The 13006-nt window shown below is 53.1% G+C and carries 12 protein-coding genes; 5 read left to right on the top strand and 7 right to left on the bottom strand.

What is annotated here, in order from left to right; genetic code table 11:
* Window positions 1-249: 249 nt before the first annotated feature.
* Window positions 250-1254: a pentapeptide repeat-containing protein gene (locus tag LKE08_RS01790; protein ID WP_324702478.1), complete on the bottom strand. Its 1005-nt coding sequence runs from the start codon at window positions 1252-1254 to the stop codon at window positions 250-252.
* 480 nt (window positions 1255-1734) lie between these two features.
* Between LKE08_RS01790 and LKE08_RS01785 the strand changes: the two genes are divergently transcribed.
* The 3 genes from LKE08_RS01785 to gshB all read left to right on the top strand — a co-directional run bounded on the left by LKE08_RS01785 (window position 1735) and on the right by gshB (window position 3946).
* Window positions 1735-2433, top strand: coding sequence for a response regulator (locus tag LKE08_RS01785; RefSeq protein WP_324702477.1), 699 nt, complete (start codon window positions 1735-1737; stop codon window positions 2431-2433).
* A gap of 192 nt (window positions 2434-2625) precedes the next feature.
* Complete coding sequence (gene grxC / locus LKE08_RS01780) at window positions 2626-2886, top strand: glutaredoxin 3 (protein WP_324702476.1); 261 nt, start codon at window positions 2626-2628, stop codon at window positions 2884-2886.
* 82 nt (window positions 2887-2968) lie between these two features.
* The gene (gshB, locus tag LKE08_RS01775; RefSeq protein WP_324702475.1) at window positions 2969-3946 is read left to right on the top strand and encodes a glutathione synthase; all 978 of its coding nucleotides are present in this window, start codon (window positions 2969-2971) and stop codon (window positions 3944-3946) included.
* Between the two features lie 388 nt (window positions 3947-4334).
* Here gshB and LKE08_RS01770 read toward each other — a convergent pair whose 3' ends face one another.
* The 4 genes from LKE08_RS01770 to LKE08_RS01755 all read right to left on the bottom strand — a co-directional run bounded on the left by LKE08_RS01770 (window position 4335) and on the right by LKE08_RS01755 (window position 7892).
* On the bottom strand, window positions 4335-5810 hold the full coding sequence (locus LKE08_RS01770; RefSeq protein ID WP_324702474.1) for an alpha-amylase: 1476 nt from the start codon (window positions 5808-5810) through the stop codon (window positions 4335-4337).
* A 58-nt stretch (window positions 5811-5868) separates the two neighbouring features.
* On the bottom strand, window positions 5869-6024 hold the full coding sequence (locus LKE08_RS01765) for a hypothetical protein (protein WP_324702473.1): 156 nt from the start codon (window positions 6022-6024) through the stop codon (window positions 5869-5871).
* 169 nt (window positions 6025-6193) lie between these two features.
* Window positions 6194-6814 (bottom strand): hypothetical protein, encoded by a 621-nt coding sequence (locus tag LKE08_RS01760; protein WP_324702472.1) that lies wholly within the window; start codon window positions 6812-6814, stop codon window positions 6194-6196.
* A 223-nt stretch (window positions 6815-7037) separates the two neighbouring features.
* On the bottom strand, window positions 7038-7892 hold the full coding sequence (locus tag LKE08_RS01755) for a Uma2 family endonuclease (RefSeq protein ID WP_324702471.1): 855 nt from the start codon (window positions 7890-7892) through the stop codon (window positions 7038-7040).
* A gap of 281 nt (window positions 7893-8173) precedes the next feature.
* Here LKE08_RS01755 and ftsH point away from each other — a divergent pair, with 281 nt between their 5' ends.
* Window positions 8174-10087, top strand: a complete 1914-nt coding sequence (gene ftsH / locus LKE08_RS01750) for an ATP-dependent zinc metalloprotease FtsH (RefSeq protein ID WP_324702470.1) — start codon at window positions 8174-8176, stop codon at window positions 10085-10087.
* 48 nt (window positions 10088-10135) lie between these two features.
* Here ftsH and LKE08_RS01745 read toward each other — a convergent pair whose 3' ends face one another.
* Entirely contained in the window at window positions 10136-10765 is a 630-nt protein-coding gene (locus LKE08_RS01745; protein ID WP_324702469.1) for a M23 family metallopeptidase, read from the bottom strand.
* 239 nt (window positions 10766-11004) lie between these two features.
* Here LKE08_RS01745 and LKE08_RS01740 point away from each other — a divergent pair, with 239 nt between their 5' ends.
* Complete coding sequence (locus LKE08_RS01740) at window positions 11005-11391, top strand: hypothetical protein (RefSeq protein WP_324702468.1); 387 nt, start codon at window positions 11005-11007, stop codon at window positions 11389-11391.
* A 236-nt stretch (window positions 11392-11627) separates the two neighbouring features.
* Here the strand turns inward: LKE08_RS01740 and LKE08_RS01735 are convergent, their stop codons facing one another.
* Window positions 11628-12833, bottom strand: coding sequence for a caspase family protein (locus LKE08_RS01735; protein WP_324702467.1), 1206 nt, complete (start codon window positions 12831-12833; stop codon window positions 11628-11630).
* Window positions 12834-13006 lie beyond the last annotated feature (173 nt).

The following is a 13006-nucleotide window of genomic DNA, read 5'->3' as shown; positions in this document are numbered from 1 at the left end:
GGGTTACGGCGCGGATGAAAAGTTGTGGGTTTTTCCGAAAAATTACTGCCGCGCCTAACCCACCCTACTGGACTACTAACCCACCCTACTGGAGAGTTTTATCTTAAATGAGGCGATCGGATCTGAATCCACAGGCAAGATGCCCGATGCTACGTTGGGAATTTTGCCTCATTTGAGCCGAAACGGTCTACTACTGGACTACTGGACTACTGGATTGACTTGAAAGCTGACTGCTGATAGCTGTAGATATTAACCGTGAATGCGGCCGTCGGGCAGGGTCGCACCGGTCAAAATCGCATCTTGCAGGTTCGCCCCGTTCAACTTGGCATTCCGCAAGCTCGCATCCCGCAAATCGGCGCCGCGCAGGTTCGCGCCGTCCAAATTGGCGCCCCAGAAATAGGCGCCGCGCAGGTTCGCGTTGCTCAAATCGGCGCCGCGCAGATTCGCCAGATTCAAGTTCGTGTGACTCAAATCGGCAGTCCTTAAATCGCATTCTTCCAGGTTAGTTTGCATCAGATTGGCTTGGATAAACTGGCCGCCGCGAATGTTGCTGCCGTGCAAATCCGCCCGTTCTAAGTTGGCGTCATCCAAGCAGGTGAAGCGCAGTTGAGAATCCCGGAGGCTGGTTCCTCGCAGGTTCGCACCCATCAGTTTCGCGCCGCTGAGTTTGACTTGATTCAGTTCCAAACTGCTGAAGTCGATGCCCTCCAATTGCAGTCCATTTAGAAATGCTCCGTCGAGTTTAACGCCGTTCAACTGCGCCCCTCGCAAGTTGGCGCCACTCAGCCGTGCACCACTCAAGTTCGTCCAGTTCAGGTTCGCTTTTTCTAAGTTTGCGGACCGCAAATTGATGCCGTTGAGGTTGGCGCCGCAGAGGTTCACCCCCGGCAAGTTGGCGCGGAAAAGCGTCACCCAAGTCAGGATGGCACCGCTGAGTTTTGCCCCCATCAAATCGGCTTTGGCGAGGTGGGCACCGCTGAGGTTGGCTTTGGTGAGATCGGCTTCAATTAGACGGCTGTCTTTGAGTTTGACATAGTGGAGGTTTGTGCCGTACAAAAAGGCGCCGCTGAGATTGGCTTCTTGGATAAAACAGCGTTCCAAGTGGGCGCGGGCGAGGGAGGCTTCTTTGAGGTTGGAGCCCGACAGGTTGGCGGAAATCAGTTCGGCGCCGATCAGGTTTGCCGCCATCAGATCGAGCCCTCGAAAATCTCGTTCCCCTTTCATGTAGCGATCGATGATTTCATTTCCATTCATTTGATGAGATCTCCCATTGATAGTCCGTTCAGTCTGAAATCCTGCCCGGGGGCGGTTTCAGTTTTTCCGTAGATTTACCGATCCATCGGGTCGCCATTTACACGGTCCCGATGCGCGCAACCCGTCTTTAAAATCTCTGGTATTATTGTATCGATTAACGGAGGAAAAATACAAATTTTCTTAACCAATATTTATTTACAATTCTTCACTAAGATTTTATAAATTTATCGATTAAGTTTTGTCAAAAAAAGTCACCGATGATTGAGAAATGATAAATTTTCCATCTCAATTTTCGCTCGGGGCGATCGCACCCACCCAGATCGCCCGGAGAGAAACGCCCGAGTTATGTTAATCTGGATGGACGAGAAAAATAAAATTTTCCGACATCAGCGGCAGGGTGGACAAAAAAGCTGGGGACAACGTTACCCCCTTGACGGCAAATCCGATCAAAACGGTTGAAGCGATCGCAGGTAACAATCAATGATGACGATTTTGATTATTGAGGATGAAGACTCCATTCGCGACAATATCCTGGAAATCTTGGAGAATGAAGGATTCAATGCCGTCGGCGCATCCAACGGCGAGGAAGGGATCGATCGGGCTCGATTCTACCGTCCCGATGCGATCGTTTGTGATATTATGATGCCGGATATGGACGGTTACGGAGTCCTGCAACGGTTGCAGGAAAACCCCGACACGGCGCGAATTCCGTTTCTTTTTCTGACGGCAAAAGTCCATCGCGCCGACCAGCGTTTGGGCATGGAGTTGGGGGCGGATGATTATCTTTCCAAACCCTGTTCTCCCCAGGAACTTCTCAACGCAATTCGCGCCCGTCTCAAAAAACAGCGGCGATATTTAGCCGAGCTCGACGAGGAACACCGGCGGGCACTACAACTCAAGCAGCGGATGCAAGAACTTCAACAGCAAAGCCATTCCCACGAGGAATTGTTGGATCGTTTGTCGGAGGAGTTGCGGAGTCCTCTGTCGGCGATTAATATGGCGATCGCAATGTTGAAATCGAGTTTGTCCAATGTGGAGACTCAGGACCCGGAGGCATTTCGGGCGCGGCAGCAACGCTATCTGAAAATTCTACAGGAGGAATGTGCCCGGGAGATGGCGATTTTAAATGAGGTGTCGAGTTTGAAGGAAGTTTTGAAGGGTTCGAGGCTATCCAATTAAGTGACTGGAAACCGGGTTTCTGGGTGGCCCTGTGCCGGGGAACGAGAAACTTTCATAGAAACCCGGTTTCTCATCGCTGTCGGGTGGGGCGGTGTCGGGCCGCAGTTGAGGAAGCGATCGCAAGACAATTGCCAATTCAGACCGATTTGGCATAAAATATTAAGAAATGTTACTAAAGTTCCTGACAGACCTATGGATAATGCCATCGAAATCTACACCTGGAGCCGCTGTCCCTTTTGCCTGCGGGCGAAAGCCCTCCTGAAAGAGAAAGGCTGGGAGTTCACCGAATACGTCATCGACGGAGATGAGGAAGCGCGGGATCAAATGGCCGAACGCGCCAACGGACGCCGGTCCGTCCCCCAAATCTTTATCAACGGCCAACACGTCGGCGGCTGTGACGACCTCCACGCCCTCGACGCCCAGGGCGAACTCGATCCCCTCCTCGCCGCCTAGAGTCGCACCGTTCGGCAATACCCCCAAACCACTGACACCGGCTTGGGGGTATGATTAATTTCGCCCACTCGCAATCCGGTCCATGAAATTCGCCTTCATTATCGATCCCATCGAGAACTTGAACCCCGTCCACGATAGCAGCGTCGCCATGATGGAGGCGGCTCAGGAGATGGGTCACGAAGTGTGGGTGACGTTGGCCCACCAACTGAGTGTGATTGATGGAAAAGCCTGGGCGACGCTGACTCCCGTCCGCCTGACGCCGATTGTTCGGGAGGGCGCGCGCTGGGTGGCGGAGAAAATCTGGTTTAATTTGGGAGATGCCACATTGCAGCCTTTGGAGGCGATGGATGCGGTGTTCATGCGGATCGATCCGCCGGTGACGATTCCCTATCTCTACATTACTTATATTTTGGATTACATCGATCGCGCCAAAACCCTGACGGTGAACGCTCCCAAAGGGTTGCGGGCGGCGAATGAAAAAATGTACGCCCTGCAATTCACCGAGGTGCTCCCGGAAACGATCGTCAGCCGGGAAAAAGAGGTGATCCGGGAATTTGTGGAACGCCAGGGGGCGGGGGTTTTGAAGCCGCTGGGGGGGAAAGCCGGGGAGGGGATTCTGTTTCTCGAACCCGGCGATCGCAATTTCAATTCCCTGATCGAAATCAGCACCCGCCGGGGCTCCGAACCGGTGATGGTGCAGACCTATTTACCCGCGGCAAAAGAGGGCGACAAGCGGATCATTTTGTTGGATGGAAAGCCCATCGGGGCGGTGAATCGCATCCCCACGGGCAAAGAATTTCGCGGAAACATGGCCGTCGGCGGGCGGGTGGCGAAAACGGAAATTAGCGATCGCGAGTTGGAAATTTGTGAAAAAGTCACGCCAAAACTCCTCGAAGACGGGTTGTATTTCGTCGGGTTGGACGTGATCGGCGGCTACCTGACGGAAGTGAATGTCACCAGCCCGACGGGGATTCGGGAAATTGATTTGTTGGATACGGTGAGTTTGGGAACCCAGGTCATCGAATGGGCGATCGCAACTGTCGAACAGATGCGATCTTAGGGAGTCGGGAGTCGGGAGTCGGGAGTCGGGAATTACACTGCCTTTAATATCTCACTTTCAGAAAAATTTTTTTTTCTGATGCTTGGAAATGGGCGAGGGGGGGTTGACAGGGGGCGGCGATTCGCGGTAGACTATTGACATAATCCCCCATAATGGGAGTGGTGCTAAAAATAATATTTTTGCAACCACTCCCATTATCTAAAATAATACCGGAAGTCAACCCCAAAAGCAACCCCCTCCCCAAAAAAAGGCAAAAATTTTAACATTTCTTAATTTTTTTCAAAAAATAAAAATCCACCCAAAAAAGTAGGGGCGAATGGCATTCGCCCTCTCCCCAGCATCCACCCCCAAAAATCAGAAAAAGTTATCAATCATCAATGATCAATTATCAATTGTTTTCTTGCGCCCAGACGGACACCGAACCGCCGCAGCAGAAAAACTGCCCCCACCCCCATTCGTTGGTGTGGACAGGTTCTTTGACGTGTCCGGTGAGATCGGTAAATTTGGCGTTGGGTTTGCCCACTTCCATCCATTTTTGCCCGGGGATATTGTCACTCATAATCACGGCTAAACCTTCGGGATGTTCTTCATCTCCCAAACGAGTCCAACCGATTGTATTGTAGTCGTCAAAATAGTCGTACTGTTCCCCGTAGGCGTAGCGGTGGCGGGCGTATAATAACTGGTCAAGTATCGTGCGGTGGGAGGGAAGGAGAATTTTATAACGGTTGCCATCGTGTCCGTAATCTTCGTATTGTGCCCCGTAATAATCCGCGTAGAAAATGCAGGGATAGCCTTCGCGGCGCAGTAGGATCAGCGCATAGGCGAGGGGTTTAAACCAGGGTTCGACGGGGGCTTCCAGGGATTGTAAGGGTTGGGAATCGTGGTTTTCGACGAAGGTGACGGCATTGATGGGGCGTTCCTTCATGAGGGTGTGATCGAGGATCGTCTTCATGTCGAAATGTCCGTGGGATTTGCTGGCGTAGTAAAATTTGTAGTGGAGGGGGACATCAAAGACGGACATCCGGCCGCCGAGGGTGCCGATGTACCAGTGCAGGGTGTCGATGTTGTTGTACCAATATTCTCCGACGACGAACAGATCTTTTTGGGCGTGTTTTTCGAGTTCGTCAATCCACTCGGGGAAGAACCAGGCGGAGATGTGTTTGATGGCGTCGAGGCGGAAACCGTCCACTCCGGTGGTGTCGAGATACCATTTTCCCCAGTTGATGATTTCGTCCCGAACGTCGCGATTTTGGAAGTCGAGATCGCATCCCATCAGGTAGGCGAAGTTGCCTTTTTCGAGGGCGACATAATCATCGAAAACTTTGCCGTCAAACAAATAAATGGTGTCTTTTTCTTTGGTTAAATCGTCGTAATCGACCGCATCGAAGTGCTGCCAGTTCCACTGAAAATCGGAATATTGACCTTGGCGGCGGGGGAATTTAAACTGGGTGTAGGATTTGACATCTCTCAGGTCGCCTTTGGGATGGATGCGATCGCCCGTCGAGTAGGGTGTCGCCCGCACCATTTCGGTGGACTCGCCCCCCATTTTGTGGTTGAGGACGGCGTCGGCATAGACTTGAATTCCGGCAGTTTGGACGGCGTGAATGGCATCGAGATATTGTTGGCGATCGCCGTATTTGGTGCGGACGGTCCCGCACTGATCGAACTCTCCGAGATCGTAGAGATCGTAGGTGGCATAGCCGACATCGTGGGTTCCCCCCATGCCTTTGTAGGCGGGAGGCAGCCAGAGGGCGGTAATTCCGGCATCGGCGAGTTCTCGGGCGTTGGGTTTGAGTTGGTCCCACAGGATCGAGTCCGAGTCGATGTACCAGTGGAAGTATTGCATCATCACACCGTTGATCATGAGAGCTTCTCCCGCGTTGTCATTTTTCTGGAGTCGAGGGAACCCGCCCAAGAACCCGTCAATATTTTAGAGGATATTGAAACGGTTGTCGCGATCGCCCCGATTGAAAAGCGATCGTCCCGGAAAATGGGATAATATCGTCGGGAGCGATACTGTTGGAGCGCGATCGCTCCCGTTCCGCTTTGACCCGCCGTCGTTCGCCCAGGATCTCCATCCCATTCCCCCCCATCGTACCACCGCAGCCAGAGGCGGCGCATTTTTTCGTTATTCCAATCAATTAGGACGAGATTTGAGATTCAATAAATCTCAAGCCTTCGGCAAAATCGAAGATCATCCTACAATTCCAACGATTCAATTCTGATTTTTCGTTTCGACGTAGATATTCACGCCCAATCCTCATATCTCACGTCGCCACCTTCGATCGCGCTCAAAAGTCGGGATTCGACCAGCCATTCTTGAAGCCGATCGCGATCCTCGGGAAAATTTGCAACCCGAATTATTTCTCTCAACCAAGAAGCAACAATCATTGCAAAACTGTATTCACTGATGTGTTCCGCCGTGACTTTAGATCGTTCAAAGTAAGGTTGGAAAATTGGAGTTGCATCGATAATATAGGAAGGTTCCAATGTGAGATCTTGGGGATGGCGATCGCACCACAAATAGATTTTATCGGTAAAAACAAGCATAGTGTAAGGGGCGATCGGAAAATTGTCGTTTGCAAAGATTTGATGCCTCAATTGCATCGCCCAATCTAGTGAAGCATTCGAGCTACGCTTGACCTCGACGATTAATATCCGTTGATTTTCGCGATTGTAAATGGATATATCCCAACGATAACGGGGAGAATTTGAGAACGATTTTTCTCCATAATCGGCGACAATTTTATAATCTTCTCGGATCTTTTTTTCCCGGAGTTCGCTCAAAAAATGACGGGCGATCGCATTTTGTTCGTCCTCGGGAAGTTTTTGGATCTCTTCGACTACTTGTCGGAGCAATTCATTCATTGTTTATCTCTCCATTAATTGAATCGATGAATATAGCAGTTGCCGATCTGCTGCGATACGGTTCGATCCGCCATTATCCCCCTTGAACTCCCCCCTTACAAAGGGGGGGTAGGGGGGGATGGGGACTTTGAACCCGGAATCGTACCTCGCAAGCCCGGTAAACGCTGTATTTTCGCCCCAATTGAAACGCGATCGCCCCAAAAAATGGGATAATTTATCTGGTTCAAAGGTCGGGATCGATGCCGTGGGAGCGCAACAATTCTTCGAGACGCCGCGATCGCTCCCGTTCGGTTTCTGCCCGTTGACGTTCGGTTTCTGCCCGTTGACGTTCAGTTTCGGCCCGTTGACGTTCAGTTTCCGTCCGCCGTCGTTCAGTTTCCAATTCTTCCTGGACGATCGCCTTTTGTTCGGCGGGGGTCGAGATCCAATTTCCCTCCCCATCGTACCACCGCAGCCAGAGGCGGTTCATTCCTTCATATTCTCCCGCCCACAATCCCAAACCCAACTCCAATTGGGGTATCCAAATTTTGGGTTCCGCCAACTGCAATTCTTGATAAAAACCCGCCGTGAGGACGAACCCCCGCAGGCGATCGCTGTAGCGGTCAAAAACAATATAATAGGGAACCTTTAAAATTTGTTCGTAAACTTCCCATTTGGTGGGCGGAGCGGTACTCAGGCGCGTCGTCCGGCCCAAGTCTTCTCTTTCCGTCCCCGGCGACAACAGTTCCACCACCACCGTCGGAGGCACCATTTCTTGCCACATCACATAGCTCAAACGCAAGTCGCGATCGTCGTAAAGTTTCGACACGCCGACGACTCCGAACCAATCCGGGCGTTTGTACCAAGAAAAGTGACGAATATCATAATAAAGGTTCATATCCCCGGCACTAAAAACCTGCTCCGGCGGATATGTTTTGGGTTGAAAGGTTTGACTCAGGAGGGGGGGTTGGCGGTAGTGAAATTCGTCGGGCAATCCGGGTTCCTCCGGGTCTTCGCTGGGCAAATCGTACATGGTGGGAAGGGTTTCCCGGGGCGATCGCGGCGGATCGGTTTGGGGGACGGGGTATTGGAAGGACATGGGCAGTTTTGTGACAACTGTAACCTCGATCATAAATAATAGATCTGCGATCGCCCCCAAACCGTTGTTACGGCATGGCGCGATAGTTGCGATCGTCGCGTCAAATCGGCATCTCGCTTGTGATCACAGGCAAGATGCCTGTGCTACAGATATTGAAGAGGCGTATGGCGATCGCACCAATTTGACCTCCCCAACCCTCAGACTGGGGGAGCGCTACACTATAGAAACGCCTCGATTTAGACTGAAAGAGGATACAGCAACAGGAAAGGGCAAATATTGATATGAAAGGTTCCTGGATCGACGGATTCGGACGGCGGGCCGTGAAACCGTCAGTGACCAAAAAGCATCTGTGGCGGATTTTGGGGAGTTGGGCGATCGCCCAGAGCATCCTGTTGGGGACTCCCGCCTTCGCCCAGAACAATTCCGATCGCCTCAGCTACACCGAGTTATTGCAGAAAATCGAAGCGGGACAGGTGATCAAAATCCAAGAAGATCCCTCCCGACAGATGGCGAGAGTCACCTACACGGACGCGGAAAATCAAGAGCAGAGCCGATATGTGGGACTCTTCGACACCAACCCGGAACTGATGGACGCCATCCGGGCTCAGAACGTGGACTACGAAGTGAAACCCTCGGCGGACAACAGCGCGGCGATGGGTTTGGTGGTCAATATCCTGGTGATCGTGGTGGTTTTGGCGTTCCTGCTGATGATCCTGCGTCGCTCCACCCAGTCTTCCGGAAATGCGATGAATTTCGGCAAATCCCGGGCGCGGTTCCAGATGGAGGCGAAAACCGGGATTCTGTTCGACGACGTGGCGGGGATCGAAGAGGCGAAGGAAGAATTGCAGGAGGTCGTCACCTTTTTGAAATCCCCGGAAAAATTCACCGCGATCGGGGCTAAAATTCCCAGGGGAGTGCTGTTGGTGGGTCCTCCCGGAACGGGTAAAACCCTGCTGGCGAAGGCCGTCGCCGGGGAAGCGGGGGTACCCTTTTTCAGCATTTCGGGTTCGGAATTCGTGGAAATGTTCGTCGGCGTGGGCGCCTCTAGGGTACGGGATCTGTTCAAAAAGGCGAAGGAGAACGCGCCCTGCCTGATCTTTATCGACGAAATTGATGCTGTGGGCCGGCAGCGGGGCGCAGGCATCGGGGGCGGCAACGACGAGCGGGAACAGACTCTCAACCAGTTGTTGACGGAGATGGACGGGTTCGAGGGGAATCCGGGGATTATCGTGATCGCGGCGACGAACCGCCCAGATGTTTTGGATGCGGCGCTGCTGCGGCCCGGACGGTTCGATCGCCAGGTGATCGTAGATTTGCCGAGCTACAACGGCCGTCTGGGCATCCTGAAAGTGCACGCCCGTAATAAGAAGTTGGCGGATGATGTCTCTTTGGAAGCGATCGCACGGCGGACTCCGGGGCTCTCCGGGGCGGATCTGGCGAACTTGCTCAACGAGGCAGCGATTTTGACGGCTCGGCGGCGCAAAGATGCGATTTCGCTCTTAGAGATCGATGACGCGATCGACCGGATCACGATCGGGCTGGCGCTGACGCCCCTCCTAGACTGCAAGAAAAAGCGGCTGATCGCCTACCACGAGGTCGGACACGCCCTGTTGATGACGCTTTTGGAAAATTCCGACCCCCTCAACAAAGTGACGATTATCCCGCGATCGGGGGGCGTGGGCGGGTTCGCCCAGCAGATGTTCAACGAGGAGATGGTCGATAGCGGCCTCTACACCCGGGCTTGGCTGATGGATCAGATCGCCATCGCTTTGGGCGGGCGGGCCGCGGAGCAGGAGGTGTTCGGGGAAGCGGAAGTGACCATCGGGGCCAGCAACGACATCCAAATGGTGACGAATTTGGCCCGGGAGATGGTGACGCGCTACGGGATGTCCGACTTGGGTCCGGTGGCCCTGGAACATCCCGGCGAACAGGTGTTTTTGGGGCGGGGCTTCCCCAGCCAGTCGGAATATTCTGAGGAGGTAGCGACGAAAATCGACCACCAGATCCGGGCGATCGCGCTCCGGGGCTACGATCGCGCCCGCCGGATCATGCGGGACCACCGGATCTTGCTCGATCGCCTGGTGGATTTGCTTTTGGAGATGGAAACCATTGAAGGGGAAGAGTTCCGCCGCCTGGTGGCCGAGTACACGACGCTCCCGGAACGGCAGATGGCGATCGGCTTGAAAAAAGCCTAGAGAGAGTCGGGAATGGGGGACATCCGCCCCGCCCCCGTTTCCGGTTATCTAACGTTGAGAATATCGGCGATTCTGCTGGTCGTACATGGCGATGAGCACCCGGGCCGGATCGACCCACTGTCCGCCATACTTGAGCCCCCAGTGCAAGTGGGGGCCTGTGGTTCTGCCGGTCATTCCGACTCGGGCGATGCGGGCTCCGGCCGGGACCATTTGCCCTTGCCGGAGTTGGATGCCACCGTCGCGATCGATAAAATAGGTGCCGTCGGCGGTTTTTTGGACGTATCCCTGGACGTGGCAGTAGATGTGTTCCCACTGGCCCGACTGGATGACGATCCCGGTGCCGCAGCGGCCGTCTTCCCAGACTTCGACCACCTGTCCGGTCCACCAGTTGCGGATGTAGCTGCCCATCGGGGCGGCCAGGTCCAGGCCGTAGTGAAATCCGCTGCCGCGGTAGCCGAAGGGGGAGGTGTATTCGAGAAAGTTTTCGACGGGGAAGGAGGCGCCGTTCCAGTTGATTCCCACGGCGACCTGGGAGGCCCGGGCCTCTCGGACGCCCATTTGCAATTGTTGTCCCCCCAGGGGAATCAAGCTCAAACCGATGCATCCCGTCGCCAGCAACGCTATCTGTTTGGGGTGGATGTGACGCTTGAGCGCCCGTAGCGGTTGGAATTTTGCCATAATTCTTGATTCCTCAATCACCGAAACTGCATGGCTGGATGCACCACAAGGGATTTCAATCGAGCGAATTGCGATGGGTGGTGCGATCGCCCACCTCGGAGATTCTGCGATCCCGGGCGACCGACCGGATCGAATGTTTGCAGACTTATGACGGAGTATTCTACTCGATGATGGGGGCGGATCGAACAAGTTTTGCAAATTTATGTTAAGTTTTTGCTAACGCTGCCATCAAATGACCCATGCTGACCGACATTTTTCCGTTTACATTCACTCTCAACGCCACGGCGATCGCGGGGACGGCATTGTGGTCACTGGCCCTGTACTGGGGGTTTTCTCCGGTGAGCGAATGGGTGATGGAGCAACTGACCCGCTGGTTCAACTTTGCGGAGCGATCGCTCTACACTTCCCAGGAAGAATTTGAACGCACCCGCCGGGCCCGAGAATCCCAAAATGCGTTTTGGGCCTCCATTTTCAGCATCATACCCTTTCTGGCGATCGGAGGACTCTGCAATTGGGTGGTGGAAGTCACCCTGGGCCGCAGTTGGTCGATCAGCATCGGCGTCATTGTCGCCATCCTGTGCGGCGTTTACGAGTTGGGGCGGCGGGACAGCCGGCAGAACAATTAACAATTAATAATGGATCATTAATAATTAATAATTTTATCGAATTCGGTTAAATCTCCAAAAATCCAGGGACCCTTGGGGATCTCCCCCTTCGCAAGCTGGGGGGATCTGACAAAAAGGGGATTTGCTAAACAGAAAATATTCGATTTTAGTCCCCGGAAAAAGGGGGTTGAAAACCGAATTTTTGAATGATTAATTACTGTCGGAATTGTTTCTTTGCGATCCGGGTCGGTATGGCATCAAGACGCTTCAACCGACAACTGCAAGGGCGTTCCCACCGTCACCGCGTTCTCGAGAGTCGCTGCCGCCACGATACCATCCCGGGACACCACCCGCACCCGTCCAGCATCGCCAACCGCCTCAAAAACCGTCCCCGCCCCCACCTTTCGCAAATCGACACCCCCCAACCACAACCGGGCATCCTTCCCACTCACCCCGATGACGGTGGCTTGGGCGGGAGAATTGGGCGTTTCGACAAAATAGGGATTTTCGAGTTGATATCCGCTTCCCACCTTCACTTCGTAGCGGGGAACTTGCCGAAAATACGAGGGAATTTCGGGGGTGATTTTCTTGAAAATTTGGTCGATATTGCTGTCTTTATGCCAAAGATAATGGGTCAGTAAATAAGTAAAAATTCCCGCCTGAAAGCCATTAATATTTTGTTCCCGTGCCAATTGATTGGGGGCTGCTGCTGCCAAAGCAATGCCTTTCGCCACCCCCGTCCGGTAGCCGTTGACGAATTCTTCTGGGGACATATCCAGATAAGATAACCACCATTCTTGATAGGCTCTTTCTTCGGGAGAAACCAAAATATTTCTGCCCCCGTCTCGGGAACGAAACCGCACGTCTCGGGTCGCCCCGCCCGCAAAACAGCTATCCAAAATGACCGTAACTTTTTCCGTTTGTAAAGCAGACTTCAACAAAAATAGAGTGTGTCCCATAATATCTTTGACACTGCCGCCGACGTCGGGATATCCGGCGGGTAACGTGCCGTCAACGGGGACGAAGGTGCCGTTGAGTTGTGGCGTATTTCCCACCCCTCTCAAAATGGGTTCGGGGTCGAAAATGCGGGAACCGTGTCCGGAATAGTGGTAGACGACGATATCTCCGGGTTTGGCTTGTTTGATTAAATGTTCTTCAAAGGCGGTCAAAATGCCTTCGCGGGTCGCTTCTTTATCGGATAAAATATAGATATCTTTGGGGTTAAAACCGAAGCGGTGGATCAATAATTGTCGCTGCAATTCCGTATCGTTGACGCAGCCTTGGAGGGGTTGGTCGGCGTAGCTGTTGATGCCCACCAGCAACGCCAATTTTCGGGGCGTACTTTCGGCCAGGGCTTGCCCGTAGCGTCGGGCTTGGCGTTGAAAGACGAGGGGGTGAATCCCCAGTGTCGCGAAGGCTGCAGATGCAAATTGCAGGAAGTGACGTCGGGAGAAATGATTCATCGCGAGTGATAAAATTTATGGGTGCATTCAATGATGATTTTAAAGTTATAGTTTACATCAAAATTGACGGGTCGGGCAAAATATAGAGAAATTTTTGTAGGGTGGGTTAGGCGCGGCAGTAATTTTTCGGAAAAACCCACAACTTTTCATCCGCGCCGTAACCCACCACCCCT

Origin of the sequence: Lyngbya sp. CCY1209 (assembly GCF_035615495.1) — a bacterium.
Taxonomy (GTDB): domain Bacteria; phylum Cyanobacteriota; class Cyanobacteriia; order Cyanobacteriales; family Microcoleaceae; genus Limnospira.
The sequence above is the reverse complement of the archived record's forward strand: the minus strand, read 5'-3'. Positions and strand labels throughout refer to the sequence as shown.

Bases quoted from the DNA above. Each gene is read 5' to 3' on its own strand.
- LKE08_RS01790 (WP_324702478.1), bottom strand. From the start codon at position 1,254: ATGAATGGAAATGAAATCATCGATCGCTACATGAAAGGGGAACGAGAT.
- LKE08_RS01785 (WP_324702477.1), top strand. From the start codon at position 1,735: ATGATGACGATTTTGATTATTGAGGATGAAGACTCCATTCGCGACAAT.
- grxC (WP_324702476.1), top strand. From the start codon at position 2,626: ATGGATAATGCCATCGAAATCTACACCTGGAGCCGCTGTCCCTTTTGC.
- gshB (WP_324702475.1), top strand. From the start codon at position 2,969: ATGAAATTCGCCTTCATTATCGATCCCATCGAGAACTTGAACCCCGTC.
- LKE08_RS01770 (WP_324702474.1), bottom strand. From the start codon at position 5,810: ATGATCAACGGTGTGATGATGCAATACTTCCACTGGTACATCGACTCG.
- LKE08_RS01765 (WP_324702473.1), bottom strand. From the start codon at position 6,024: ATGGAGATCCTGGGCGAACGACGGCGGGTCAAAGCGGAACGGGAGCGA.
- LKE08_RS01760 (WP_324702472.1), bottom strand. From the start codon at position 6,814: ATGAATGAATTGCTCCGACAAGTAGTCGAAGAGATCCAAAAACTTCCC.
- LKE08_RS01755 (WP_324702471.1), bottom strand. From the start codon at position 7,892: ATGTCCTTCCAATACCCCGTCCCCCAAACCGATCCGCCGCGATCGCCC.
- ftsH (WP_324702470.1), top strand. From the start codon at position 8,174: ATGAAAGGTTCCTGGATCGACGGATTCGGACGGCGGGCCGTGAAACCG.
- LKE08_RS01745 (WP_324702469.1), bottom strand. From the start codon at position 10,765: ATGGCAAAATTCCAACCGCTACGGGCGCTCAAGCGTCACATCCACCCC.
- LKE08_RS01740 (WP_324702468.1), top strand. From the start codon at position 11,005: ATGCTGACCGACATTTTTCCGTTTACATTCACTCTCAACGCCACGGCG.
- LKE08_RS01735 (WP_324702467.1), bottom strand. From the start codon at position 12,833: ATGAATCATTTCTCCCGACGTCACTTCCTGCAATTTGCATCTGCAGCC.